Genomic DNA, 22,676 nt, shown 5'->3' with positions numbered 1-22,676 from the left:
GCATTGTCTCCCGTGCATCTCTTTGGTAACTTGAGGGTACTGAGAAACTATCCCGAAGGATGATCATGAAAATATTCATTGTCGTGTTGATCGTTGTCGTGGCCATTTTTCGCTCGGAACCACAAACGCCACCCGGAAAATCCTACACAATCAACAACTGCGTCAACATCTTCGATCCGGCAAAAGTTGAGTCGACGAAAGTCGGTTATCAATACTGGTTTGCGGACAAGAAGTTTCTGGATGGACGGACGCTGAAGATGAGTGTGGTTAAGCCGCATGAAGCAACGCATCCTCCCCATAAACATGCTGAAGACGAGTTCTTTTTTGTGTTGGAGGGAACTGCTGAATTCTATCTCGACGGCAAAACGAAAATTGCGGGGCCGTATGCGAGTTTCTACTGTCCGTCAAACAGCGAGCACGGCATCCGGAATATAGGCGACACGGAATTGAAGTATCTCGTGATCAAGAAGTATGAAGGGAAGTAAATACGATATACTGATGCTTCTATTCTTGCTGCTCGTGCTGTCAAGTTGCTCGACGGCGCAACAGCGAAATGATGCCGCCGATCTCAGCCGCTTCTGGGAAACTTCCCATCAGTGGTACGACATCAATGATGATGACAAGATCATCACACCTCTGCCCGACAAACCCCGATACCTATCGTCCGAGATAGCGAAAATAGCGGACAATGTTCTTCTCTTCCAGAAATCTAACGGCGGCTGGCCGAAGAACTACGACATGCGGGCAATTCTCACGGATGAGCAGAGAGAAGCTGTTGAGAAGTCGAGAAACGAAACCAATACGACATTTGACAACGGGGCCACCTACACGCAGGTTGAGTACCTGGCGAAGGTGTTCTCACTGACCCAAAATGACCGGTACAAGGATGGTTGCCTGCGCGGGATTGATTTCATCCTCACGGCTCAATATGACAACGGCGGCTGGCCGCAATTCCACCCCGACACACGGGGCTACAGGAAGTACATCACCTTCAACGACGGCGCGATGATTGGCGTGATGAATCTGTTGCGAGAGATTGTCAATCATGAGCCGGAGTATGCTTTCGTTGACGAGGTTCGGCGCAGCAGAGTTCGTAACGCATTCGGGAAGGGCATCGACTGTATTCTGAAATGCCAGATTGAAGAAGATGGCGTGAAGTCGGTGTGGTGTCAGCAGCATGATGATGTTGATTTCCGGCCTCAAGCTGCCCGGTCGTTCGAGCCGGCAGCCATCTGTAATCAGGAAAGCGCCGAGATCATCTTGTTTCTCATGAAGCTCACAGAGCCGGGCCCTGCTGTAACAGCGGCCGTGCAAAGCGCCGTCGAATGGTTCAGGAAATCCGTGATCCACGGATTACGTGTTCAAACCGTGTCCGCCCCCGCAACTGAGTTCATCTATCGGAAGTCAAGCGACGACCGCATTGCCGTTGCCGATTCGTCCGCCCCGCCGATTTGGCCACGGTTCTCTGAATTGAACACACACAGGCCTCTTTTCTGCAACAGAGACGGCAAGCCGGTCTATTCTCTTGCCGAGGTCGAGCGTGAGAGAAGAGTCGGCTACGCCTGGTACACCCACGAGCCGCAGAAAGTTCTCGACAGGTTTCCGGAATGGTTCAAACGGGCGAGCGAAACCAAGTGAATCGGTTGAGTAGAGTTCCTGTTCTTTTGTTGTTTGCTGCAGTGCCCCTCGCGGCACAGACTGAAACTCCCCGCGACACATCCTACACAATCTACTCAACGTGGATGAAGTTGAGAGAAGAATATCCTCACATTACTCCGGTTGAGTTTCGTGGACAAGACGGGGTTCGAGTTGATGAAAACATCATCTATGCTTCATACGGCAACCGCCGGCTGCATCTTGACATCTTCCGGCCGGACGATGACGTCGTTCACCCGGTTGTGCTGATGATTCACGGAGGCGGCTGGCGTTCGGGAAACAAAGAGATGGAACATGCCATGGCGGGCTATTTCGCAATGCGGGGTTTTGCTGCTGTTCCGGTTGAATACCGACTCTCAACAGAAGCGCAGTATCCCGCCGCGGTTCACGATCTTAAAGCGGCAATTCGCTGGCTGAGAGTGAATGCGTCGGCGCAGAATATCGATCCCGCCAAAATTTTCTTGTACGGAAATTCGGCCGGCGGTACCCTCGCGGCATTGTTAGGTACAACGGGAGATGTTCTTGAGTTCGACGGCGAAGGGAGCAATCCGGGCGTTCCGACTTCTGTTCAGGCGATTGTCGATGTTGACGGGATACTCGACTTCACGCATCCCGCCGAAAGCGGAAAGGATACCGGTTCGGCCCAACCTTCCGCCGGGGCGCTATTTTTCGGGGCGACCTACAGGGAGAAGCCGGAACTGTGGCGTGAGGCTTCCCCGCTGAATCATGTTTCGCACAATACTCCGCCGGTTTTGTTTCTCAACAGTTCCGTCGCCCGGTTTCACGCAGGACGGGATGAGATGATTGAGAGGCTGAACGGGTTCGGCATCTACTCCGAAGTTCATACAATCCCCGGCACGCCCCATTCGTTCTGGATGTTTCACCCGTGGTTTGAAGAGACGGCCGAGCGGGCTGTTTCATTTCTTAATGCTATCTTGAAAAAGTAGGCTCAGAAAAGAGAGTGTATTATGAGGACGATTGTTCTATTCCGGCACATCAACATATTGCTGGTTGCGTTATGCGTGGCGCTGTTTGACCTGTATGCACAACCGAAGCGTGTGCTTATCGTGACGGGAGGGAAGGATTTTGAAAAGGAGGCGTTCTTCGAAATGTTCAGCGGCATTGAGCATGACACGATTTCAAAGCCCGCGGCGTTTGCGCGCTTTGCAGAAGTCGGTTTTGATTCACGCTATGCCGCGGTGGTCTTTTTTGACACGTACCAACCGATCTCGCAGCCGGAAAAGGAAGCATTTCTGGGGCTTTTCAAAGCGGGTGTCGGCTGCGTATTTCTGCATCATGCCCTCGTGTCACATCAGGAGTGGGATGAGTACGAGAAGATTATCGGGGGGAAATACCATCACCAACCCTACATGCACGAAGGAAAGAAATACGGACCATCCACCTACAAACACGATCAGGATTTCACGGTGAAGATACCGGATCGAAATCACCCCGTTACACGCGATGTTCAGGATTTCTCCATACACGACGAAACCTACCTCAACTTCTCGGTTCGGAGCGAGGTTACGCCGTTGTTAACATCCGATAATTGTGAAACTGGAGAATATATCGGATGGGCTCACAAGTATGTGAGATCGAAGATCGTCTATCTGCAGCCCGGGCACGACAGATTCGCATTCGAGAATCCATCGTATCGACGCTTGGTTCGTAATGCCATTGATTGGGTCTCCAAGGAATAACTACCGCGGAGCGGACCGTCCGAAGGAGGTACATGCCCGGCCTGTCCCGGAAACTCAGCGGGTGAGAGGCAGCCGGGACCTTCCCCTCGGACTTTCGGAAGGGTTCTTTCTGGCGGAAATCATGAAGTTTGACCATCTCGGCCGCCTTGGCTCGGTGCCGGCAGTCAGGGAAAACGGCTTAATGCGGATAGAGGGGTGGGATTGTCGCGTAACCAACAGATAGGTGTCAATTTCCCCTTTGATGTTTGATTATTATACACAACTGACGTATCTTCAACCCAGCATCTCATGCCCGCATTCCCGCAGGCATAATCCGTCGAAAGACGGATCTAACCAATCCCCAACATACTTCAGGAGTACCTATGAAGCTCGCAAAGCTACTATTTGTCGCTGGCGGCATCTTTCTGCTGGTGGCAAGCACTGCTGCCGTAGCGTTTGCCCAAACCGGAACGATCAACGGAAGGGTCACGGATCAGCGTACCGGCGATCCGCTTCCGTTTGTGAATATTGTGGTGAAAGGAACGAACACGGGAGCCGCAACGGACGTCGACGGCAAGTATGAGATTACCAATCTCGTTCCCGGCACGTACGCGCTCGTGGTACGCCTCGTCGGGTTTGAAACGCTGGAAATCTCGGGAGTTCTGGTCGCAGCAGGCGGAACCGCTACCCGCAACATTCGATTAACAGAAACCTCGGTACAAATGTCCGAAATGACGGTGTTCGGTGCCTCCCGCAAGGCGGAACGTATTGTTGAAGCGCCCGCCGCTATTTCAACTGTTGCACCAAAAGAAATAGAAATGAAGGCAGGTTCCGGCCAATTGCCCAGATTGTTAGAGGGGGAGCCCGGCGTGGATATCGTCCAAAGTGGTGTCCAGGATTTCAATATCAACACAAGGGGATTCAACAGCTCCCTCAATCGCCGCTTACTTGTTTTGATGGATGGACGTGATTTGGCAGTCGCATTTCTTGGATCGCAGGAATGGTATAGCCTACCGGTTCCACTTGAAGATATCGGCAGGCTGGAACTTGTCAGGGGCCCCGGTTCTGCATTGTACGGGCCGAATGCATTCAATGGCGTCATCAACATTTCGACTCCGGCCCCGAAGGATATAGCGGGTTCGAAGCTCAGCTATTCAATGGGCGAATTGGGAACCCTGCGCGGCGATTTCCGCCAGGCGGCCGTTATTGACGAAAACTGGAGCTACAAGGCAAACGTTGGCCGCGTACAAAGCGACACATGGACGCGATCACGGGTTGGGCCGGGGCCGTTCGAGTATCCGGGGCTTGCACCTGAAGCACGGCGGCTGAATGCGGGGGACGTGTCATCCCATTATTTCTCAGGGCGTGTTGACTATACTATGGATGAAAATGTCGCGACCGCTGAAGGGGGATTTTCAGAGGTGCAGAATGAGGTGCTGATAACAGGCATCGGCCGTGTACAGGTGACGAAAGCCCACAAACCCTGGGGACGAATCAACTTCAGCAGCCCGAACCTGAATGTCATGGCGTGGGTGCAGGGGCGAAAGAGCGTCGAGCCCCAATATTCACTTGCCTCGGGTGCTCCGCTTACCGAACGTTCCGGCATTGTCAACGGCGAAATCCAGTACAATTTCGATGCGCTCGATGACGCTTTGCGCGTTGTCCTCGGTGCTTCACACCGCTATTATCATGTGAACACCAGAGGAACGTTGATGCTGCAACAGCGGGATGATAACACAAGCGGCATTTTCGGGCAGCTTGAGTACACGCCCGTCGAGGGAATCAAGTTCGTGGGCGCTGCACGCTGGGATCGCAGTACGCTTCACGAGAGTCAGTTCTCGCCCAAAGCGGGCATCGTTTGGTCGCCTTCCCCCGATCATTCATTCCGCGGTACATTCAACAAGGCATTCCAGGTTCCGAACTACTCGGAGTTTTTCCTTCGTGTCGACGCCGCAGCCCCTTCAACAAGTCCGAGAACGCTCGAAGCCGGACTCGAAGGCTACTATGCTGCGGTAAAAGCTTCGCTCCCGGCTCAGTTTGTTGATCCTTTGAACCTTCCCACCAATCTGCCGTGGAATTTTAACCAGGCGACACGAGTTTATGCGCTCGGCAACAAAGATCTCAAAGTCGAAAAAATCAACGGGTTTGAAATTGGCTACAAAGGTGTCTTCTTCGACAAGAAGGTGTTTGTTACGGTTGACGGATATTACAACCGCGCCGAGGACTTCATTACCGACTTGTTACCCGGCGTGAATGCGAATTATCCCCGGTACAGTCTGATGGATGGCGGCACGAACGTTCCCAAAAATCTTGATGATTTGAATGCGCTGTACAACCAGCTCGGACTTCCTGCGGCCCACCCGTTGCGACAAAATCTCGCAGTGCTTCGCGCCGGATACAATCAACTTGCGGCGCAGCTCGGGCCGCTTCTTGCGACAGTTGAAAACGGCGAGCGGGCGGGCGTTGTGTCGTACACCAACGCAGGCAAAGTCGATGAAACCGGCGTGGAAGTCGGCGTCAACTATTACATCGACGACGAAGTCATGATCAGCGGCAACTGGACGTGGTATGACTTCAAAGTGAAGGAACAACAGGCGGGCGATATACTTCTGCCGAACGCGCCGAAACACAAGTTCGCCGCGGCGTTCAACTGGACACGTACAGATGGCATCGACATGTCGATTCAGATGCGCAACGTGCAGCCGTTTACCTGGTCGGCCGGTGTTTTCTCAGGGAAAATTCCTGCGTACACGATTGTAAACGGTTCAGTCGGCTACCGGCTCTCAAAGAATTACCGGGTCGGTATTACCGTAAGCAACATGTTCGATAACCGTGTCTACCAACTGTTTGGCGGTTCCATTATCGGACGGCAGGCGATCGGAACAATCACGGCTACATTCTAACCCTTCGGGCGTTTGTTTCACGGGGCATATCGAAGTTCTCGACATGCCCCGTTTTTTATTGAGGTAAAGAGATGGACAACGCTTCAACTCGGTGTGACGATCCGCGGACTTCTCCTGTCAAGATTGTGAGTTGGCGGGGAGGAGAACACTGGTATATCGGGCGAACGCAATTTCTGCGACTTGAAGAGGCTATTCGCGCATGCGAACGCAGGGGATTGACGTACGAAGTGGTTGAAGATTCTCACTATTTCTACAAACACGAAGGAGATTGATGGAATTACGGATTGTGAATTTCGGATTCCGGATTGGACTGCTTGTCGCAGGGATCTGTATTCTGATGTCAGGCGAAGCGTTCGCGCAATCAGCCGGTACGGACGCATGGGAGACCTACTTCGAGAAAAGCGGCGGCAAACGAACTCCGCCCTATGCCGAGACGATTGAGTACTGCAAACGTCTTGCATCGGCTTCACCGTGGGTGAAGTACACGTCGTTCGGAAAAAGCCCGCAAGGGAGGGAACTGCCTCTTGTTGTCCTTTCCAAGGGAAAGATTTTCGATCCTGCCAAAGCGCGGGCGAGCGGCAAGGCGATCATTCTCATTCAAAGCGGCATTCACTCGGGCGAGATTGACGGCAAAGACGCGAGCCTGATGTTGATGCGTGACATTGCCATTACCAAGAAGTATGGAAGCCTGCTTGACAATACGATTCTTCTCTTCGTGCCCATATTCAGTGTCGATGCCCATGAACGTTCGGGCCCGTACAATCGCATCAATCAGAACGGACCGGAGGAAATGGGATGGCGTGTCAATGCACAGAATCTCAATCTTAACCGCGACTATCTGAAGGCCGACACGCCTGAAATGCGGGCCATGCTCCGGCTGTTCTCTGCCTGGCTCCCCGATTTGTATGTTGATTGTCACGTAACGGACGGCATTGATTGTCAGTACGACATCACGTACGCGATTGAAACGGCGCAAAATATCGACCCGAGCGTGGCGCAATGGATTAACCAGAAACTCCTTCCCGAATCGCTGCCGAAGGTCGAAGCTGCCGGGCACAAGATTTTCTATTACGTGTTCCCCCGCGAGGATAATGATCTAAGCAAAGGCCTGACGGCGGGTGCCGCTCCGCCACGGTTTTCCACAGGCTACGGCGCTCTGCATAACCGCCCAACAATGCTGATTGAAACGCATATGTTGAAGCCCTACAAAGTCAGGGTGGAGGCGACGTACCATTTCCTCAAGGCAATGATTGAATGTGTGAACGCTGATGCGAAAGCGCTTCGCCATGTCGTTCAGGAAGCCGACCGGGCGGTAATCAATGCGGGAAGCAATGCTGCAACAATGCTTCCGTTGACATTCGGCCTGTCGGAAAAAAGTGAAATGAGGAAGTTCCTCGGAATCAAATCCAGAATGGAACCGAGCCCGGTTTCCGGCGGCATGCGACGGGTTTATACAGGAGAGGCGGAGGAAATCGTGGTTCCGTTCTTCTCGGATGTGACTGTAACGGATTCGGTCCGGGTTCCGTACGCGTATCTCATTCCTGCGGAGTGGAAATTTGTTGATGAGATTCTAACGCTGCACGGTGTTAACGTTAAGCGGATTACGCACCCGACGGCTGTGGAGGTTGAGTCATACAGATTCTCGGATGTGAAGTTCCGTGAGCGTCCTTACGAGGGAAGGCAGGGGGCGACGTTCAAAACGGAGACAATCAAAGAGGCCAGATCCTATCCGCAAGGAACACTCATCGTTCGAACGAACCAGCGTACGGCGAAAGTGGCAATGCACTTGTTGGAACCGCGCGGTCCCGACTCGTTTGTCGCGTGGGGCTTCTTCAACACCATCTTCGAGCAAAAAGAATATGCCGAGTCGTATGTAATGGAAGAAGTTGCCGCAACGATGTTGGCGGAAGACTCAGCATTGAAGCAGGAATTTGAACACAAAGTCCAAAGTGACACAAGCTTTGCGAGAAATCCCCGGGCACGGTTGAATTGGCTTTATCTCCGTTCAAAGTGGGTCGATCCGTGGCTCCATAAGTATCCTGTCGGGAGGGTCGTTGACGAAACAGAGTTTTTGAAGCTGAAGTGACTGCTGGCTTCCGCGAATGGCGGGTTATGATCGCTCGACATTCTCCTTTTGTCGCGGTTTCAGATAAGAGGGCAATTCAAGCAGTTCGTAGTAGATCTCTTCGATGCGTGTGATGTGTTTCTGTTGATCAAACATCTCTTCTACACGGCGTCGTCCGGCTCTTCCCATCGAAAGGCGCAATTCGGGATCGGCGCCGAGCCGTTCTATTGCGTCGGCAAGCTGCTGTGCATTTCGGGGATTCACGTATATACCGGTTTCTCCATCCACCACAATATCCAGTACTCCGTCGCAGTTTGTGGAAACGACGGGCCTCTCGAGAGCCATCGCTTCAATCAACGCTACACCGAATGCTTCGGCATGTGACGGAAATGCGAAAATATCGAACGCCGCCATCAGGTCGGGCACATCCTTTCTGAAGCCCGTGAACGTAAGAACACCATCGAGCTTCAGGGCACGGCTCATTGACCGGATGCGTTGCTCGTAGGCTTGCTCGCCGTAGCTCGCCTCGCCGACAACCAGGAAGCGGATATTGCCGTACTTGTTGTTCAGAGCGGAAGCCGCTTCAAGAAACTCCTCGTGCCCTTTCCCCGGCGAAAATCTTCCGACAAATCCCACAACAAGCGTCTCGTCATCAATGCCGAATTCACGCCTGATGCGATGCTTGCTGACACGGCTTGGAGAGAACGCTTCCGTGTCAACCGCGTCGTGCAGTGTTATGACACGCTCCGGCGGAACGGGCGTTGTCTCAATCACATTCTTGCGAATGACTTCGGAAATGGCAAGTACTCTGGCAATGTTCGCGTACGTGAACTGATGCAGCAGATCTTTCTTCTGCACATACGAACCGACCCGTTTGCTGAGAATGATCGGGCATCGCTCGCCCGAAATCCTCCTGGCGGGCACAATCGTCGCAATATCCTTTGAATGCTGGCAGTGAATAATATCAATACCTTCCCGCCTGACCAGCCGGGCGAGTTTTGCAACAATCAGCGGGTGAATGTAGCCGCGAATCTTCAGCGGCACAACGTTGATGTCAGCGGAGCGGCCCGCTTCTTCAAGCCGGCTGCCGTGAATGCATGCAAGCCACACACGGTGGGTGCGGGACTTCAGTTGCTTTGATATTTCGAGCGCCTGCAATTCCAATCCGCCCCACGAGGCGGAAAAGCAGGTCTGCAGAACATTCAGAGGTTGATGGATCATCTGTCAGGTGAGCAGTAGTGTATCCAACATACTGAAAACGGCTGCAAGGAACAACCCGAAATGAAGTGACCGGTCAACGCTAATGACACGGATCAGACGGGTGTACGCTGATGTGTTGTGAGGCACTAAAAAACAGCAAATCGCAAAATTATTCTGCAGTTCTCTCTACAAAAACGTCTCAATATCCGTTCACTCTGCGTCATAGGCGTTCCAACTCCCATAAGCTGAGAACCAAGACGTTGCGTCTTTTCAACTTCTTCAGTAAAATATTGACATGAATTATCTACTTGTTTTTCTCGGAGGCGGTATAGGCGCCACGGCACGCTACTGGCTGCAGGGACTCGTGTATCGCTTCGCTTCCGCCGGATTTCCGTACGGGACTCTCGCCGTTAACATCCTCGGTTCGTTCGTCATCGGCGTTGTGATGACATTGTTCGGCGAACGGTTCATCGTCAGCCCGTCAGTTCGGGTGTTTCTCACGATGGGAATTTTAGGCGGCTTCACAACTTTTTCGACATTCAGCTACGAAACCATGGCATTGTTGCGCGACGGGAGTTACACATTGGGCTTCCTGAACGTGCTTGCGAGTGTCGGAATTTGTCTTTTCTCAACCTGGTCGGGAATCACAGTGGCCAAACTGCTGTAAGAAAGCGAGACTGTAATGAAACTTGAAGGCGAAGGCAAACTGCTCAGAATCTTCCTCGGCGAGTCGGACAAGATTGACGGCAAGCCGCTGTACGAGGCCCTTGTTGTCGCGGCGAAAGAACAGGGACTTGCCGGGGCAACCGTTCTGCGGGGCGTTCAGGGTTTCGGCGCTGCAAGCCGCATTCATACGGCGAAAATTTTGCGTCTCTCCGAAGATCTTCCGATTGTGGTCGAGATTGTTGATACGGAAGAGAAAATTCGGGTGTTCATGCCGGTTGTTGACGACTTGTTCCTGCGCAGCGGCTCCGGCGGAATGGTGACACTCGAACGGGCGGAAGTGATAAGATATACGCAAGGGAAGTAAGAGGGCGTCACTGACCAATGTCGAAACTCACCATCTACCAAAAACCAACCTGCACAACCTGTCGTCAAACGATGGCGATTCTGAAAGAAGCGGGAGTTGATTTCGAGGAAGTCAACTACTATATCGACCCGATTCCGAAGAAGAGGCTGAAAGAACTGATTGCGAAGATCGAGATCACACCCCGCGAACTGCTTCGCACAAAAGAACCCGTCTACAAGGAATTGAATCTTGCCGGAAAGAAAGCCTCTGACGCCGAATTGATCGACTTGATGGCAAAGCATCCCGATCTGATTCAGCGTCCGATTGTTGAGAACGGAAGCAAAGCCATTCTTGCCCGTCCCGCTGAGAAGATTCGAGAGATTCTGTAGAGCTGAGTCCTAATTTCGAAATCCTACAATCCCGCGCAATATCGAAATCCGAATAGTCAAAGCCGCTACGCTGAATTGCCGGTTGCGGGTATTTGAATTCGTATTTGTTCAGGATTTCGATAGTCGGATTTTTACAGAGTTGTGACGTTATTCTTCATTCGTGTTGAAAGGAACAAGAGAATACCTGCAAGAATCGGCGGGAAAGCCATTGTCAACTCCACGAAGATAATGGTGGAAAGCGGAAAGTGATGCATCATGGCAGGATAGCCGATAAGCACGAAGACGCCGATCAAAAGAAAGACGAACACGCCGTGGTTCGGCCATCGCCACGCAAGTAACGCGATGCCTAGAAAAACAAGGCCGGGAAAGAGAATGTGCATAATGATGCCGGAGAGTTGGAGGTTCTCGCCGACCCCTGATGCGATGCCAAAAAACAACCAGAACCCTGCCCACAACAATCCTAAAATTCTCGCCGCGTAAAGCAGCATACGTGATTTGTCGATTGGTGCTTTCATCATATCTCTTTCTATCGTCTTGGAATATAAACACGTTCAACGAATGACAACTGCCTTCCGCGTTCGGAACGTCTGTCCGGCCTGGAGCCTGTAATAATAGACCCCGCTTGGAAGTCCGTCCGCGTCGAACGTTGTACTGTGAAATCCCGGATACACGGTTTCGTTTACCAGCGTCCGAACGTTTTGACCGAGAATGTTGAACACGGCAAGTGTAACGAACGCTGCACGTGGTACTTCGTACTCGATTCGAGTCGAACCATTGAACGGATTGGGATAGTTCGGTCGCAAACGGAAATCAACCGGAATCGCAGGGCCGGATTGTATGTCGCGCAATATCCAGTTGTCAGGGTCAAGCTCGACGTTTGAGGGTTTGTGAGAAAGAATGACAGAAAACTGCTGGGGGTTTGCAATGTTGAAAAACGTTACTGTTGTATCCCAATCGCCAGCCGAAAATCTGAAATCAACAGGCATTGTGAAAAATGCCGGATTGGCAGTGCCGGTTGATTGAGAGAGATTCACGGCCACCTCATACGCATTGGAACGCTGCAGGGAAGACCAAGAGAAGCCATACGTCGGGTACTTCTCGCCGTACAGCCATTGCTGGAAAAACCAGCCGAGCGATTGTTGCGAAACGGTTTCACAGACCTGCTGAAAATCCTCTGAAAGTGCCACCCCAAAACGGAAACGCGGATCGGCAACGTAACTCTTGAGTGAGAGGAAAAACAGTGAATCACCCAAAACATGCCGCAGCATGTGAAGCACGGATGCCCCTTTGCGATACACGGTCGGTTGATCAAACAACGTCCGGACAACCGATGTGTCGATCTTGACAAGAGGGCCGACGGCTCGCTTTGCCGTTGTCATCGTTTCAGACATTCTGTTCCGGTACTGTTGTATTCCATACCGGCCCTCTGCAAATATTGACTCGCCGTACGATGCGAAGCCTTCGTTGAGCCAGAGATGTTGCCAGTTTGCACAGGTAATGAGATCGCCGAACCATTGATGCGCAAGTTCATGCGCGAGAACGTATTCCTCAAACGCAGCGAGCGTAAGCGAAGTCATGGTTTGATGTTCCATTGCGCCGCCCGAGCCGAATTGTGCGTGCCCGTATTTCTCATTGAGAAATGGATAGGGGCCGAAGCGATCCGAGAAGATGTCCAACATCGGGAGAACTTTTGAGAGGCTATCGCGGGCTTGCGTAAGATGTTGGGGGAGAACGTAGTTCAGAACAGGCATCGAATCGGTTGGAGTATAGCGGTACCAATCGGTGAACTCGGCGTAGTTTGTGAGCGACACGAATACGAGGTACGTCGCAATCGGGTAGCGTGTGGACCAGAAGTATGTGTGCGTGTTGTCCGGATTCCGGGTAATGCCGGCGAGTTTGCCGTTTGACGCAACCTTGAAATCCTGCCGGCAAGTAACGAAAATGTCAACCGAATCGGCCTTGTCGATGGGATGATCCTTCGAAGGCCACCAATCCCGCGAGCCGTAGGGTTGACTCAACGTCCAAACCCAAGGCGTGGAGCCGTGCCCGCCGAAGACGAAGCTGCCGAATCCTGTTCCTTGCGGAGTTCCTTGATAATACACATCCAGCACCACCATCTGACCGAAACCGTAACTTCGGTTGAGTTCGATTGAAACGGTAGTGGGGTGCTGGACAAACTGAACGTTGACGTTCTCCACCTTGATGGAATCGACCGTCAAGGTATTGGTCAAGTCGAGAGATAGTGTCGCTAGCTGGTCGACTCTGCTGATGGCGTTAATGGTCACGACGCCTCTCAGGAAATGAGGAGACGTCGTGAGGTGGAGATTCAAGCGGTAGTATGTAACATCAATTCTGCTGTCGGCGACGGATTGCCGCTGAGTTGTGAGGTACGACTGATACCGACGGGCTTCGGAGTTGAACGTATCAACCTGCTTTTCCGGCAAAACCAGCATTTGGCCGGGTGCCGCATGCATACACACCAACACCGCAACCGCCAGTTTCAGCAATCTCATCAACTCTATGCAAGTAGTAAGACCCCGGGCCGTTCCGTGCACGACGCACGAAAACGGCCGGAGGTGAAAGAACACGTTTATCGTTTGCTCAGTGAAACAACGTCCCGCTTGTCGTGCCCCAGATACACTTGCCGCGGACGGGCAATCTTCTGCTCGGGATCGAGCAGGAGTTCCTGCCACTGGGCAAGCCACCCGCTCATCCTTCCGATTGCGAACAGAACGGGGAACATGTCAACGGGGAACTTCATTGCCTGATAGATCAATCCGGAATAGAAATCAACGTTGGGATACAGCTTTCGTTTCACAAAGTAGTCATCCTCGAGAGCGATGCGTTCGAGTTCGAGCGCAATATCCAGTTTCGGGTTGCGTCCCGTTACCTCGAATACCTGATCGGCGAGCTTCTTGATAATTTTGGCGCGAGGATCGTAGTTCTTGTACACGCGATGGCCGAAGCCCATCAGTTTGCCTTTGCCATCTTTGACTTCGCGAATGAACGCCGGAATCTTGTCCTTGCTGCCGATTTCATCGAGCATATAAAGTACTTCGGCATTTGCTCCGCCATGCAGCGGGCCATACAGGGCTGCTGCCGCCGCCGCCGCCGCGCTGTACGGATCGACATGCGAGCTGCCGACGGAACGCATGGCATTTGCACTGCAGTTCTGTTCGTGATCTGCGTGCAGGATGAAGAGAATGTCGAGTGCCTTGGCAAGAATCGGATTGGGCTTGTACTTTGGCTCGGCCACTTTGAACATCATGTTCAGGAAGTTCTCAGCATACGTTAGCTCATTATCGGGATGGACATACGGCATGCCGATGCTGTGACGATAAGCGAACGCAGCCAACGTCGGGACTTTACCGATGAGCCGATAGATTGTGAGCATCCGCTCTTGGGCATCATGAATTTTCTTTGCAGATGGATAAAACGTTGAAAGTGCAGCGATGGTGCTGACAAACATCCCCATCGGGTTTGCATCGTAGTGGAATCCATCCATGAACTTCTTGATGTTCTCGTGAACGAACGTATGGGTCGTGATGTTGTTCGTCCACACTTCAAGTTGTGTCTTGTTCGGTAACTCACCGTGAATAAGCAGGTATGCTACCTCAAGATAGGAGCAGCGCTCTGCAAGCTCATCAATCGGATAGCCGCGGTAGCGTAGAATACCTTTGTCTCCGTCGATGAACGTAATCTTGCTTTTACATGATGCCGTGTTCATGAACGCGGGGTCATAAGTCATCATGCCGAAGTCCTCTGCATCGACTTTGATCTGACGTAGATCGATCGCCTTGATTGTACCGTTGTCGATCGGGATTTCGTACTGCTTACCGGTACGGTTGTCGGTGATTGTAAGCGTGTCAACTGTTTGTGTACCTTTCTGTTGTCCGCTTGGGGCAGTTGTAGGTTCCATTGTTGCTCCTCCAAATAAGTGGGTTATTAATCACGAAGAGAAATCTCGCAAGGGAGGTGGGGAATGAGTAGAGCGGAAGTAAAAAGTCCCAGAGAGATTTGCTCTCCATTTGGATCTGAAAGAACGAGACTTTCTGAAAGTAACCTATGAAGAACAGAGAGCAAAAACAAGTATCTAAAGTGTCAGAACAGGAACACAGAGAGCTTCCAAATCGCTGATGTACGTAGTGTGCTTGCGTGGGTCTCTGCGGATGCTCTTTTCTCCTAACCCATTCCTTAGAACACGGCACATTCACAAAACGAGTAAAATAGGGAAATTAAAAATTCATAATTACAAGAATATCTGAAAATTTTTGCTTGACAAATCAGTATAATACGTTATATTTGTATTTGTCTGCTGTATGGCTAAGTCGGTAAGGATAAACAAGTAAAATGAGAACCATAAGGGCTGGCTACAAGTGTCTGTCAGGTACGTTTTACTCTAATTTACGCATGGGGGCTCTTTTGGAATATCTTCGTACAGCAGTTTTTGCATCCCTCCTTCTTCTCACAATGCATTCATCGGCAATCTCCCAACGGGTAGACTCAACGTTTGCAATATCTAAGCCGTCACCAATTAATCTCAATGATGGAGTAAGTTTCGAAATCGCACCGCACACCGGATTGATGGGTCGAAGTGGAACATTCGGGTTACGTCTTTCAATGAACTACGGATCGTTCAATCTTGAACTGGCGGGGGAGCAGGTGATCGGCAATCTGGCAAATCTGTACCCCTTATCTGTCAATGCAATTCTGAATCTGTCGACCCGTTCCCGGCTTATTCCGTACGGGGCAGCCGGAGTAGGCTTGCTGCTTACCGTGCCAACCGCTACTATCGGAGACGAAACAGTCTCGTCCCTTGCCGTGAACTTCGGGGCCGGGGCTCGATACTATTTTACACGATCTTTCGGCGTGCGCGTCGAAGTGAAGCAGTATGTCACTAATGTGAAGAACACTAGAGACCAGAAGGATGAGTTGCTGCTCTTTCAAGAGATAAGTCTCGGCGTTACGTTCATGGTTCGATAAACATCTACCAACGGAGTTCACTGCATGAATATGCGACTTCCTCAGATCTTCTTTTTACGCCTTCCCTTGCGGGTCATTCTGCTGATTGCTTCGTTGTCACTGTTCGTTACTGCCCCCGTGCGTGCACAGATGCCGTACGATAACAGTGTCAGTATATCACTGGGTGCATATGCCGCAAGCGGATTCGGTACGAATTTCAGTTACGGAGCGCGATACAACTACTTCATTTCAGGAGGAAAGTTCTTCATTGAAGGCGCCCTGAGTTTCGGAAGTTTGAAATCGCAGGTTCTCGAGAACATTACGCGATCGCAAGTCTTTGATACGGATCGCTTGTATACGTACGAGTTCGTTGCAGGCATTGACCCGTATCCGAATGGCTATACTCCCTATCTTGTGGTTGGAGTGGCGGGATTGAATCAGGGCGGGCAATCAAACTTTGCCGGAGTTCTCGGTCTCGGAAAGAGAGTTCCGTTGAAAGGGCTGTTTGGAGGCGACAGGCTGGGATTCCGGTATGATGTACGCGATCAGATTTTTTCCCAAAGAATAATGAACAATGATCCGTTCATTTCCCATAATATCGTCTTTACGCTCGGATTGCAACTGTATTTCTAAATCGACACACAACATGAATCTTGGGGAGAGGCGTATGATTCACAAACAAGTTGTTCTCCGAATATTCTCGAATGTACTGTTGTACGGAGTAATCGGCGCAATGCTTGCGGCGTGCGGTTCTTCACCGCCGGATGACATTCTGGATAAATCCGGCCAGGCGGCGCTCGTGTTTGTGAAGGAAAAAAGCCGCACAAATAATATCAGCGAGCCGATGCGTAGCAATATCGACAAATACTATCCCGGCAGTGATCTTTACCTGCTCAGCCCGATCTCCAGCCAGGGCAAGTTGACGAATCTGACTGCGCAGTACACGACAAATGGCATTACCGACCCGCGCAACTTCGGCGCCTGTGCCGATCCGGAAATATCATACGACGGGAGGAAGATTCTCTTCTCAATGAGAGTGAACCGGAACAGCCGGTGGCGACTGTACGAAATGAACTCTGATGGAACCAATCTCGTTCAACTCACAGACGGATCAACGGGTGACGATATGGATCCGGCATATCTTCCGAATGGCCAGATCGTATTCACGTCGACTCGTCCCGGAATTGTTGATGAGTATGAACGTCGCGAATCCCCCCTGCTTCACGTTGGAGATCGGGCGGGCGATGGAAGGCTCGTCAACATCAGGCAGATTTCCTTCAACCAGAGCCACGATATCAACCCGATGGTTCATTCAAGCGGAAAGATCATCTACGGCCGCTGGGAACATCTTGGCAACCCGAACAAGTTTCCGCTGTTCGTGATGAATCCGGACGGGACGCGTCCGTTCGTTCTGTACGGCAACCATTCTCCGCAGGCCAGCGGCGACAGATCATTTACAGAAGCTCGTGAACTCGCTGACGGCGGCTTGGTATGCTCGGTGATGGAACGAAATTCTCCATTTGAGGGCGGCGCAATCGCCATCATTGATATTTCAAAATCGGATGATAATCTCACTTTTATCTCCCCGCCGGATGCAATTTTCAACAACTCCGGCAGGGCAACAAGCGCCTTCTTCAAAACTCCTCATCCGATTATTGATAAAGGCGCCTCTGCCGATAGAAGAGAGAAAATCCTCGTCGCAATGTCGCCCATACCGCGTGACCCCGGGGGAAGCCGAAGTGAAGGAGTAGACTACGGGCTCTACATTATGGATAAAGACGGCCGTAATCTGCGCCTCATCTATAACGATCCCGAGTACAACGAAATCGACCCGGTTCCCCTTCTCCCTCGTGAAAAAATTCCCGGCGGGATTCCGCAAGTGATTGCAATGGACCCGAATGTTGCGAGCGGCCTTGCGACCGGTGCATCAACAGGAATGTTCTTTGACGGCAACGTGTATGATAGGGCGACGAACGACGGGCAAGTGCGGCCATCGGCGACATTCGTGAACGATGACGGGACGGCAGGCCAGGTAAGGTACGTGCGGGTGTTGGAGGCAGTATCATTGCCGCGGGAAGGCAACAGGCGGGGACAAGCCATCGGTAATACAAATCTCGAAAAACAAAGAGTCGTGGGGTATGCCGCAGTCAGGTCGGATGGTTCGTTCTCAATTGAGGTGCCTGCCAACCGTTCGTTGCATCTCCAAACCCTTGACCAACATGGCGTTATGCTCGTCAACCAGCTGACCTGGATTCAGGTGATGCCGGGCGAAAAGCGTTTATGCACTGGCTGTCACGATTCACATGATCGCGACAAGATCATCAATGACCTGCAGATTGCGCCGAACAACCAGGTCTTGAACCGTGCACGCGGCAGTGCCTATGAATCGGGGTTTCATAACGCCGAAGTTGTTGTGAACCATCCCGCGGCGCGAACCGATACACTTGACTTCTTCGACAGACACCGAACGAATCGGACCAACACGGTCCAGGCTGTTTTCGACCGGCGTTGCATTTCGTGTCACGGTGAAACTGCTCCCGCTGGTTCACTCAGCCTGCAAACAGTCGCAGCCGACCTGACGCCGCCGCCGGCAAACAGCAACATCACAACCACTGTGTACGAAAGGATCACGCAGAATGGAACGTACCGCACGCCATCCGGCAACCAGTTGCGGTACGTGAGGGATGACGGGGCACGACGCAGCCCGCTCATCTGGGTTATGTTTGGAAAGCAATTGAACGATCAAACTAATAGAGACTACCGAACACTTACGTACGACCATACACAACTGTGGACGAAGGATCAGTACAACAGAATCGACCCGTTCCTGCCGGCAAACCGCGACTTGCTGATGATGATCGAATGGGTTGACGCCGGAACGCAGTATTCCAACACAGTAAGCAGATAAGGGAAAGAAATGAGAATAACACAATTGTTCGCTGTGGCGCTGTTGCTGTACTTTGTTGCAGGCTGTTCGTCAACGAAAGTCTATCAACGCGGCAACCTTGGCGATCCCATCATGGAGCGGAAGGATGTGTTCGCAAAGCAGAGTCTTGAAGAGAAATTTTTTTCAACGCGTGAAGGCAGCATCGGCGGCACAAGCGGTATTGGTGGCGGCTGCGGTTGTGCGAAGTAATGTGACTCATGGAGAAACCGATACCTGAACGACACAACGATATGAGACGATACATCAAGCCGATTTCCGTATGCACGCTGTTGTCATTTCTCCCGTGGCTGACGGGGTATGCCGAGGGTGAACGTGAAGGTCTCGGCTTCACAACGTACTATTTCTCGGACAGTGGCGACAACAGTGTCGTGACGACATCATTCAAACTTGCCAAGAAACTCCTGGAGAACACGTTGTTTTTGATTGATATAGAGTTGGACCAGGTCACGGTTCCTGCTGTAACGGCTGTTACCGGTGCTACAAGGCCGCAAAGGCGGAAAAATGAACCGTTCGAGAAGAACCGCGGCCAGATAATCGTTGGTGTACAGCAAGCTCTCGGTGACAACGCATCGTTTGCGGGGAACTTCTACCGAAGCCAGGAAATCGACTACGTCTCGAATGCGTTTGTCGGCATCTTCAGCCACGAATTGAATGACAAGAACACAACGGTAACGCTGCGGGGTCAGTACAATGCCGATCTGGTCGGAAAAATTCTGGATGATGGCGATGTTGTCAATCAACGGAAGAAAACCTATAACGGCTCATTCAATCTTTCCCAAATCCTCTCGCCAAACACCGTTATGGATCTGAGTTACGACTTTGTCCTGCACAAAGGATTTCAGAGCGATCCGTACAGGCAGGTACGTGTGCTTGACGCAACCGGCGCTTCGATTACGGTTGATGAACTCCACCCGAACTCACGAACGCGGCATGCCGCAGCCATGAAGCTGAGCCAGTTCATTGCGCCGATCAAGGCATCCGTCATCGGAAGCTACCGGTACTATTTTGATTCGTGGAAAGTCAAATCGCATACGGGGGAAGTCAAGTTTAACAAGTACATTCTCAATGACCTCGTCTTCGGTGTCGATTTCCGCTACTACACGCAATCGGCGGCGTATTTTTACAGCGAGAAATATGGCGGGAACCAGTATCAGGCGGGAGGACTCCGCACAGCAGATTACAAGTTAAAGGAGTTCTCATCCAATAATTTCGGGTTTACGTTGACGTATCTGCTGCGAGGACTTGCAAAGTCGAATCCCGACATGCAATTCCTCCAGGATTCGGCCATTGAACTTCAGTATTTTCGGTACTTTAACAGCTTGGATTTTTCCGCGGACATTATTCAAGCAAGCATCACGTTTTCGATTTAATCGGGGAGAAGCGTATGGGTACGATAAAAGTGTGTGCGGTGATGGTGATGAGTGCTGGCATGTGGGTGGCGGCAAGTGCAGGAGGGTCACGCTCGCCTGAGCAGTTGGGTGCACACTGGGCACGGGTTTCCGATGAGGCGCAGATCCAGCTTATTGTTGATAGGCTGAGATCGGGTGGTGGTGAAGGGACGGAACGGAAACTCGTGCCCGCAAATCTTGCAACAGCAACACACACAACAGGGCACTCGCTCGCAGGGGAGCGCGGTGGGACGGCAGGAGCAGTGCGTACATCTACCAATGTGGCTGCGGAGCGGCAACGGGGCGACCGCTCGTCGTACAGCGTAAGGATGCAGGCGAACGCAGCCACGGTGGATTTTCAGTCTGGCGAGAAGCTTGAACTACTGAAGGTCGATGGCCTCTGGAAAGTGACCGGAGGTTCAGTTCCCAATGGCCTTTCCGCGGAAGGTGAACCCCGCACGATAACCACCATAACGGGAGGATCGGGGCTTTCCGTTGGAGAAACGTTCGCCGCCGCCGCAATCAGCCGGGAATACAGCATCGGACGCTTGACAAGTGGCGTTACGCGGGCCCGAATCGGACGGCAACTGTTCGGAGCGCCGGAGAATACTGCGTCGTACTACAGTGTTCGCTACAGGAAATCAGCTCCGTTTGTCGAGGCGACCTACATTCAGTTTGTTCTTGATCCGGAATGGAATCGCATTGTGTACGGCAGCATGGGAAACTGGATCAGAACGTACACTGTTCAAAGTCCCTCGGGAATTGCGGTGGATGCCGACGGAAATGTATTTGTGGGAGAACCCGCAAACAAACGCGTGCTGGTTCTGAAACTCGCCGGCAGCGGAAACGATGCGGTGTTACAGCATCGCCATCAAATCAACACCATCACAACACCGACCGATATTGCAATTAATGACAACGGCACGCCGTTTAACACCGCCGACGATTTCGTGTACATTGCCGATGCATCGCAAAACAAGATTTACAAATATACCGGCGGGGCAAATCGTAATTCCCTTGTTGCCGTGTTCGAAGGGTTCGACACGCCGACCGGAATTGCCCTCGGCAGATGGAACGGGGCGAACGAAAACATTCTCTATGTAATCGACAAGATTGCAAAACGCATTCGAGTGTACGACGACGAGGGGACATCCCTCTTCCTGTTGGGGGAATACAAAGGGGAATACAGCCAGTACTTTTCATCAATAAAGATTGACCATTTCGGGCATGTGTATGTGGTTGACAAGGTGAACTCCGGAATCCTGAAGTTCACATCATCGCTCGACCTCCTCGATGCGGAAGGCGGTGATGATACCTACAAAGCGCTGGCGCATATCGATATCCCGTTTGCAAAGATCGTTGTTGAAGGTGAAGGAAACTACTGGACCGGGTTCAACCAATTGTTTGCGATTGAACGTTGGGACAATGGCAGTGGTGCACAACGTCGGACACTGGGTGTGAAGATGAAAAACATCGAATTCAGCGCCGATGCCGACGTCAGTGCAGTCCGCAATGATTTTACGTTGACGGATGTCAGCAATGTGCATGTCAGAATCTATGATGAGAACAAGCGGCTCGTTCGCACTCTGACTTCATCGTGGATGGTTGCCGGAAGCAAGGACCTGCAGTGGGACAGGAGAGATGATGAGGGAATGCAGGTTCCTCCCGGCACGTACCGTTATGAAGTCGGGGCAACATCGGCGTATGGCGGCGAGCCGGCAATTTCGAATACCCGCTTCTATTTGCCGCTGTACTACCATGAAGATTGCGGCAGTACAAACCGGATCAATGATGCACATCTCGTTCAGGGAAGCGCTGTGGCATGGGGCTCTGCTCCGTCGCAAACAGCGAGTGAGCATGCTTCGTCGGTGCAATACAGGTTCACCGGTTTGAATCCGGCGGGTGAATATGAAGTCGCTGCAGAGTATGCGGCTGGTGACGGGGTGCAGCGACTTCAGGAATTAACGGCCGATGGTGTCCGGATCGGCGGGCATTTTCGCGTCTCGGCAAATCCTGCAGCAACAGGCTTTATGAAGCTCCCGCAGGAAAGTTACGCCGACGGTGAAGTAACGATTGCCGTGAACAGACTTGCAGAAGGTTCGGCAATGGTAACCCAGTTGTGGTTGAAGGAAACCGGAGTCGGGTTTAACCCGCAGCCTGTAGCCACAGTACCATCGAAATACCTGCTCGACAGAACTTCTCCCAATCCCTTCAATCCGACCACAACCATCCGGTATGCAATCCCGGAAGATGCTGTCGTGACGTTGAAGGTGTACAATATTAACGGACAGGAGGTGGCAACGCTGGTGAGCGAGCCGAAAGCCGCCGGCAAATACGAAATAACGTTTGACGCGAAAAACACATTCGGCAGCTCACTCTCGTCGGGGATTTATTTCTACAGAGTCACGGCAGGAAGGTTCACAGAAACGCGCAAAATGGTGTTGTTGCGATAGGATGTCAGCTAGTACATTTCAATAA

Annotated in this window: 20 protein-coding genes; 16 read left to right on the top strand and 4 right to left on the bottom strand. The window is 51.9% G+C overall.

All coding sequences use genetic code 11. The features are described 5' to 3' along the window. Positions 1–65: 65 nt before the first annotated feature. The 7 genes from KF749_06695 to KF749_06665 all read left to right on the top strand — a co-directional run bounded on the left by KF749_06695 (position 66) and on the right by KF749_06665 (position 8,324). Complete coding sequence (locus KF749_06695) at positions 66–485, top strand: cupin domain-containing protein (GenBank protein ID MBX2990844.1); 420 nt, start codon at positions 66–68, stop codon at positions 483–485. Then, positions 472–1,638, top strand: a complete 1,167-nt coding sequence (gene pelA / locus KF749_06690) for a pectate lyase (protein ID MBX2990843.1) — start codon at positions 472–474, stop codon at positions 1,636–1,638. The genes KF749_06695 and pelA overlap by 14 nt, the downstream gene beginning before the upstream one ends. Then, on the top strand, positions 1,635–2,603 hold the full coding sequence (locus tag KF749_06685) for an alpha/beta hydrolase (protein MBX2990842.1): 969 nt from the start codon (positions 1,635–1,637) through the stop codon (positions 2,601–2,603). The genes pelA and KF749_06685 overlap by 4 nt, the downstream gene beginning before the upstream one ends. Positions 2,604–2,624: 21 nt before the next feature. After that, positions 2,625–3,356 carry a ThuA domain-containing protein gene (locus KF749_06680; GenBank protein MBX2990841.1) on the top strand — a complete coding sequence of 244 codons (732 nt, stop codon included), beginning with the start codon at positions 2,625–2,627 and terminating at the stop codon, positions 3,354–3,356. Next, the gene (locus tag KF749_06675) at positions 3,328–3,579 is read left to right on the top strand and encodes a DUF933 domain-containing protein (GenBank protein ID MBX2990840.1); all 252 of its coding nucleotides are present in this window, start codon (positions 3,328–3,330) and stop codon (positions 3,577–3,579) included. The genes KF749_06680 and KF749_06675 overlap by 29 nt, the downstream gene beginning before the upstream one ends. Before the next feature lie 139 nt (positions 3,580–3,718). Continuing rightward, positions 3,719–6,238, top strand: a complete 2,520-nt coding sequence (locus tag KF749_06670) for a TonB-dependent receptor (protein ID MBX2990839.1) — start codon at positions 3,719–3,721, stop codon at positions 6,236–6,238. 271 nt (positions 6,239–6,509) lie between these two features. Then, complete coding sequence (locus tag KF749_06665; protein MBX2990838.1) at positions 6,510–8,324, top strand: peptidase M14; 1,815 nt, start codon at positions 6,510–6,512, stop codon at positions 8,322–8,324. Positions 8,325–8,348: 24 nt separating this feature from the next. Here the strand turns inward: KF749_06665 and KF749_06660 are convergent, their stop codons facing one another. Then, on the bottom strand, positions 8,349–9,524 hold the full coding sequence (locus KF749_06660) for a glycosyltransferase family 4 protein (protein ID MBX2990837.1): 1,176 nt from the start codon (positions 9,522–9,524) through the stop codon (positions 8,349–8,351). Positions 9,525–9,798: 274 nt separating this feature from the next. Between KF749_06660 and crcB the strand changes: the two genes are divergently transcribed. From crcB to arsC, 3 genes are read left to right on the top strand one after another with little or no spacing between them, the layout of a single operon-like run. Beyond that, positions 9,799–10,170 carry a fluoride efflux transporter CrcB gene (gene crcB, locus KF749_06655; protein MBX2990836.1) on the top strand — a complete coding sequence of 124 codons (372 nt, stop codon included), beginning with the start codon at positions 9,799–9,801 and terminating at the stop codon, positions 10,168–10,170. A 15-nt stretch (positions 10,171–10,185) separates the two neighbouring features. Continuing rightward, complete coding sequence (locus KF749_06650; protein ID MBX2990835.1) at positions 10,186–10,533, top strand: DUF190 domain-containing protein; 348 nt, start codon at positions 10,186–10,188, stop codon at positions 10,531–10,533. Between the two features lie 17 nt (positions 10,534–10,550). Next, positions 10,551–10,901 (top strand): arsenate reductase (glutaredoxin), encoded by a 351-nt coding sequence (gene arsC, locus KF749_06645; protein MBX2990834.1) that lies wholly within the window; start codon positions 10,551–10,553, stop codon positions 10,899–10,901. Between the two features lie 131 nt (positions 10,902–11,032). On the opposite strand, the gene KF749_06640 is transcribed toward arsC, so the two are convergent. From KF749_06640 to KF749_06630, 3 genes are all read right to left on the bottom strand, one after another. Continuing rightward, a complete protein-coding gene (locus KF749_06640; GenBank protein MBX2990833.1) occupies positions 11,033–11,419 on the bottom strand; it encodes a hypothetical protein in 387 nt (128 codons plus the stop codon). A gap of 33 nt (positions 11,420–11,452) precedes the next feature. After that, positions 11,453–13,414, bottom strand: a complete 1,962-nt coding sequence (locus KF749_06635; GenBank protein ID MBX2990832.1) for a T9SS type A sorting domain-containing protein — start codon at positions 13,412–13,414, stop codon at positions 11,453–11,455. Positions 13,415–13,491: 77 nt separating this feature from the next. Continuing rightward, positions 13,492–14,820 carry a citrate synthase gene (locus KF749_06630; GenBank protein ID MBX2990831.1) on the bottom strand — a complete coding sequence of 443 codons (1,329 nt, stop codon included), beginning with the start codon at positions 14,818–14,820 and terminating at the stop codon, positions 13,492–13,494. Between the two features lie 665 nt (positions 14,821–15,485). Here KF749_06630 and KF749_06625 point away from each other — a divergent pair. The 6 genes from KF749_06625 to KF749_06600 are packed head-to-tail and all read left to right on the top strand — an operon-like array spanning position 15,486 to position 22,651. After that, entirely contained in the window at positions 15,486–15,884 is a 399-nt protein-coding gene (locus KF749_06625) for a hypothetical protein (protein ID MBX2990830.1), read from the top strand. Between the two features lie 24 nt (positions 15,885–15,908). Next, entirely contained in the window at positions 15,909–16,496 is a 588-nt protein-coding gene (locus KF749_06620) for a hypothetical protein (protein ID MBX2990829.1), read from the top strand. Between the two features lie 34 nt (positions 16,497–16,530). Continuing rightward, positions 16,531–18,771 (top strand): PD40 domain-containing protein, encoded by a 2,241-nt coding sequence (locus KF749_06615; protein MBX2990828.1) that lies wholly within the window; start codon positions 16,531–16,533, stop codon positions 18,769–18,771. 9 nt (positions 18,772–18,780) lie between these two features. Next, positions 18,781–18,999: a DUF4266 domain-containing protein gene (locus KF749_06610; protein MBX2990827.1), complete on the top strand. Its 219-nt coding sequence runs from the start codon at positions 18,781–18,783 to the stop codon at positions 18,997–18,999. 41 nt (positions 19,000–19,040) lie between these two features. Further along, complete coding sequence (locus tag KF749_06605) at positions 19,041–20,180, top strand: DUF3570 domain-containing protein (protein ID MBX2990826.1); 1,140 nt, start codon at positions 19,041–19,043, stop codon at positions 20,178–20,180. Between the two features lie 14 nt (positions 20,181–20,194). Continuing rightward, positions 20,195–22,651: a T9SS type A sorting domain-containing protein gene (locus KF749_06600; protein MBX2990825.1), complete on the top strand. Its 2,457-nt coding sequence runs from the start codon at positions 20,195–20,197 to the stop codon at positions 22,649–22,651. The last annotated feature ends 25 nt before the right edge of the window (positions 22,652–22,676 follow it).

Source organism: Bacteroidota bacterium (assembly GCA_019637975.1).
Classification (GTDB): Bacteria; Bacteroidota; Ignavibacteria; order UBA10030; family UBA6906; genus CAADGV01.
The sequence above is the reverse complement of the archived record's forward strand: the minus strand, read 5'-3'. Positions and strand labels throughout refer to the sequence as shown.

Coding starts and splice junctions, on each gene's coding strand:
- KF749_06695 (MBX2990844.1), top strand. CDS start 66: ATGAAAATATTCATTGTCGTGTTGATCGTTGTCGTGGCCATTTTTCGC.
- pelA (MBX2990843.1), top strand. CDS start 472: ATGAAGGGAAGTAAATACGATATACTGATGCTTCTATTCTTGCTGCTC.
- KF749_06680 (MBX2990841.1), top strand. CDS start 2,625: ATGAGGACGATTGTTCTATTCCGGCACATCAACATATTGCTGGTTGCG.
- KF749_06675 (MBX2990840.1), top strand. CDS start 3,328: ATGCCATTGATTGGGTCTCCAAGGAATAACTACCGCGGAGCGGACCGT.
- KF749_06670 (MBX2990839.1), top strand. CDS start 3,719: ATGAAGCTCGCAAAGCTACTATTTGTCGCTGGCGGCATCTTTCTGCTG.
- KF749_06665 (MBX2990838.1), top strand. CDS start 6,510: ATGGAATTACGGATTGTGAATTTCGGATTCCGGATTGGACTGCTTGTC.
- KF749_06660 (MBX2990837.1), bottom strand. CDS start 9,524: ATGATCCATCAACCTCTGAATGTTCTGCAGACCTGCTTTTCCGCCTCG.
- crcB (MBX2990836.1), top strand. CDS start 9,799: ATGAATTATCTACTTGTTTTTCTCGGAGGCGGTATAGGCGCCACGGCA.
- KF749_06650 (MBX2990835.1), top strand. CDS start 10,186: ATGAAACTTGAAGGCGAAGGCAAACTGCTCAGAATCTTCCTCGGCGAG.
- arsC (MBX2990834.1), top strand. CDS start 10,551: ATGTCGAAACTCACCATCTACCAAAAACCAACCTGCACAACCTGTCGT.
- KF749_06640 (MBX2990833.1), bottom strand. CDS start 11,419: ATGATGAAAGCACCAATCGACAAATCACGTATGCTGCTTTACGCGGCG.
- KF749_06635 (MBX2990832.1), bottom strand. CDS start 13,414: ATGAGATTGCTGAAACTGGCGGTTGCGGTGTTGGTGTGTATGCATGCG.
- KF749_06630 (MBX2990831.1), bottom strand. CDS start 14,820: ATGGAACCTACAACTGCCCCAAGCGGACAACAGAAAGGTACACAAACA.
- KF749_06625 (MBX2990830.1), top strand. CDS start 15,486: ATGGGTCGAAGTGGAACATTCGGGTTACGTCTTTCAATGAACTACGGA.
- KF749_06620 (MBX2990829.1), top strand. CDS start 15,909: ATGAATATGCGACTTCCTCAGATCTTCTTTTTACGCCTTCCCTTGCGG.
- KF749_06615 (MBX2990828.1), top strand. CDS start 16,531: ATGATTCACAAACAAGTTGTTCTCCGAATATTCTCGAATGTACTGTTG.
- KF749_06610 (MBX2990827.1), top strand. CDS start 18,781: ATGAGAATAACACAATTGTTCGCTGTGGCGCTGTTGCTGTACTTTGTT.
- KF749_06605 (MBX2990826.1), top strand. CDS start 19,041: ATGAGACGATACATCAAGCCGATTTCCGTATGCACGCTGTTGTCATTT.
- KF749_06600 (MBX2990825.1), top strand. CDS start 20,195: ATGGGTACGATAAAAGTGTGTGCGGTGATGGTGATGAGTGCTGGCATG.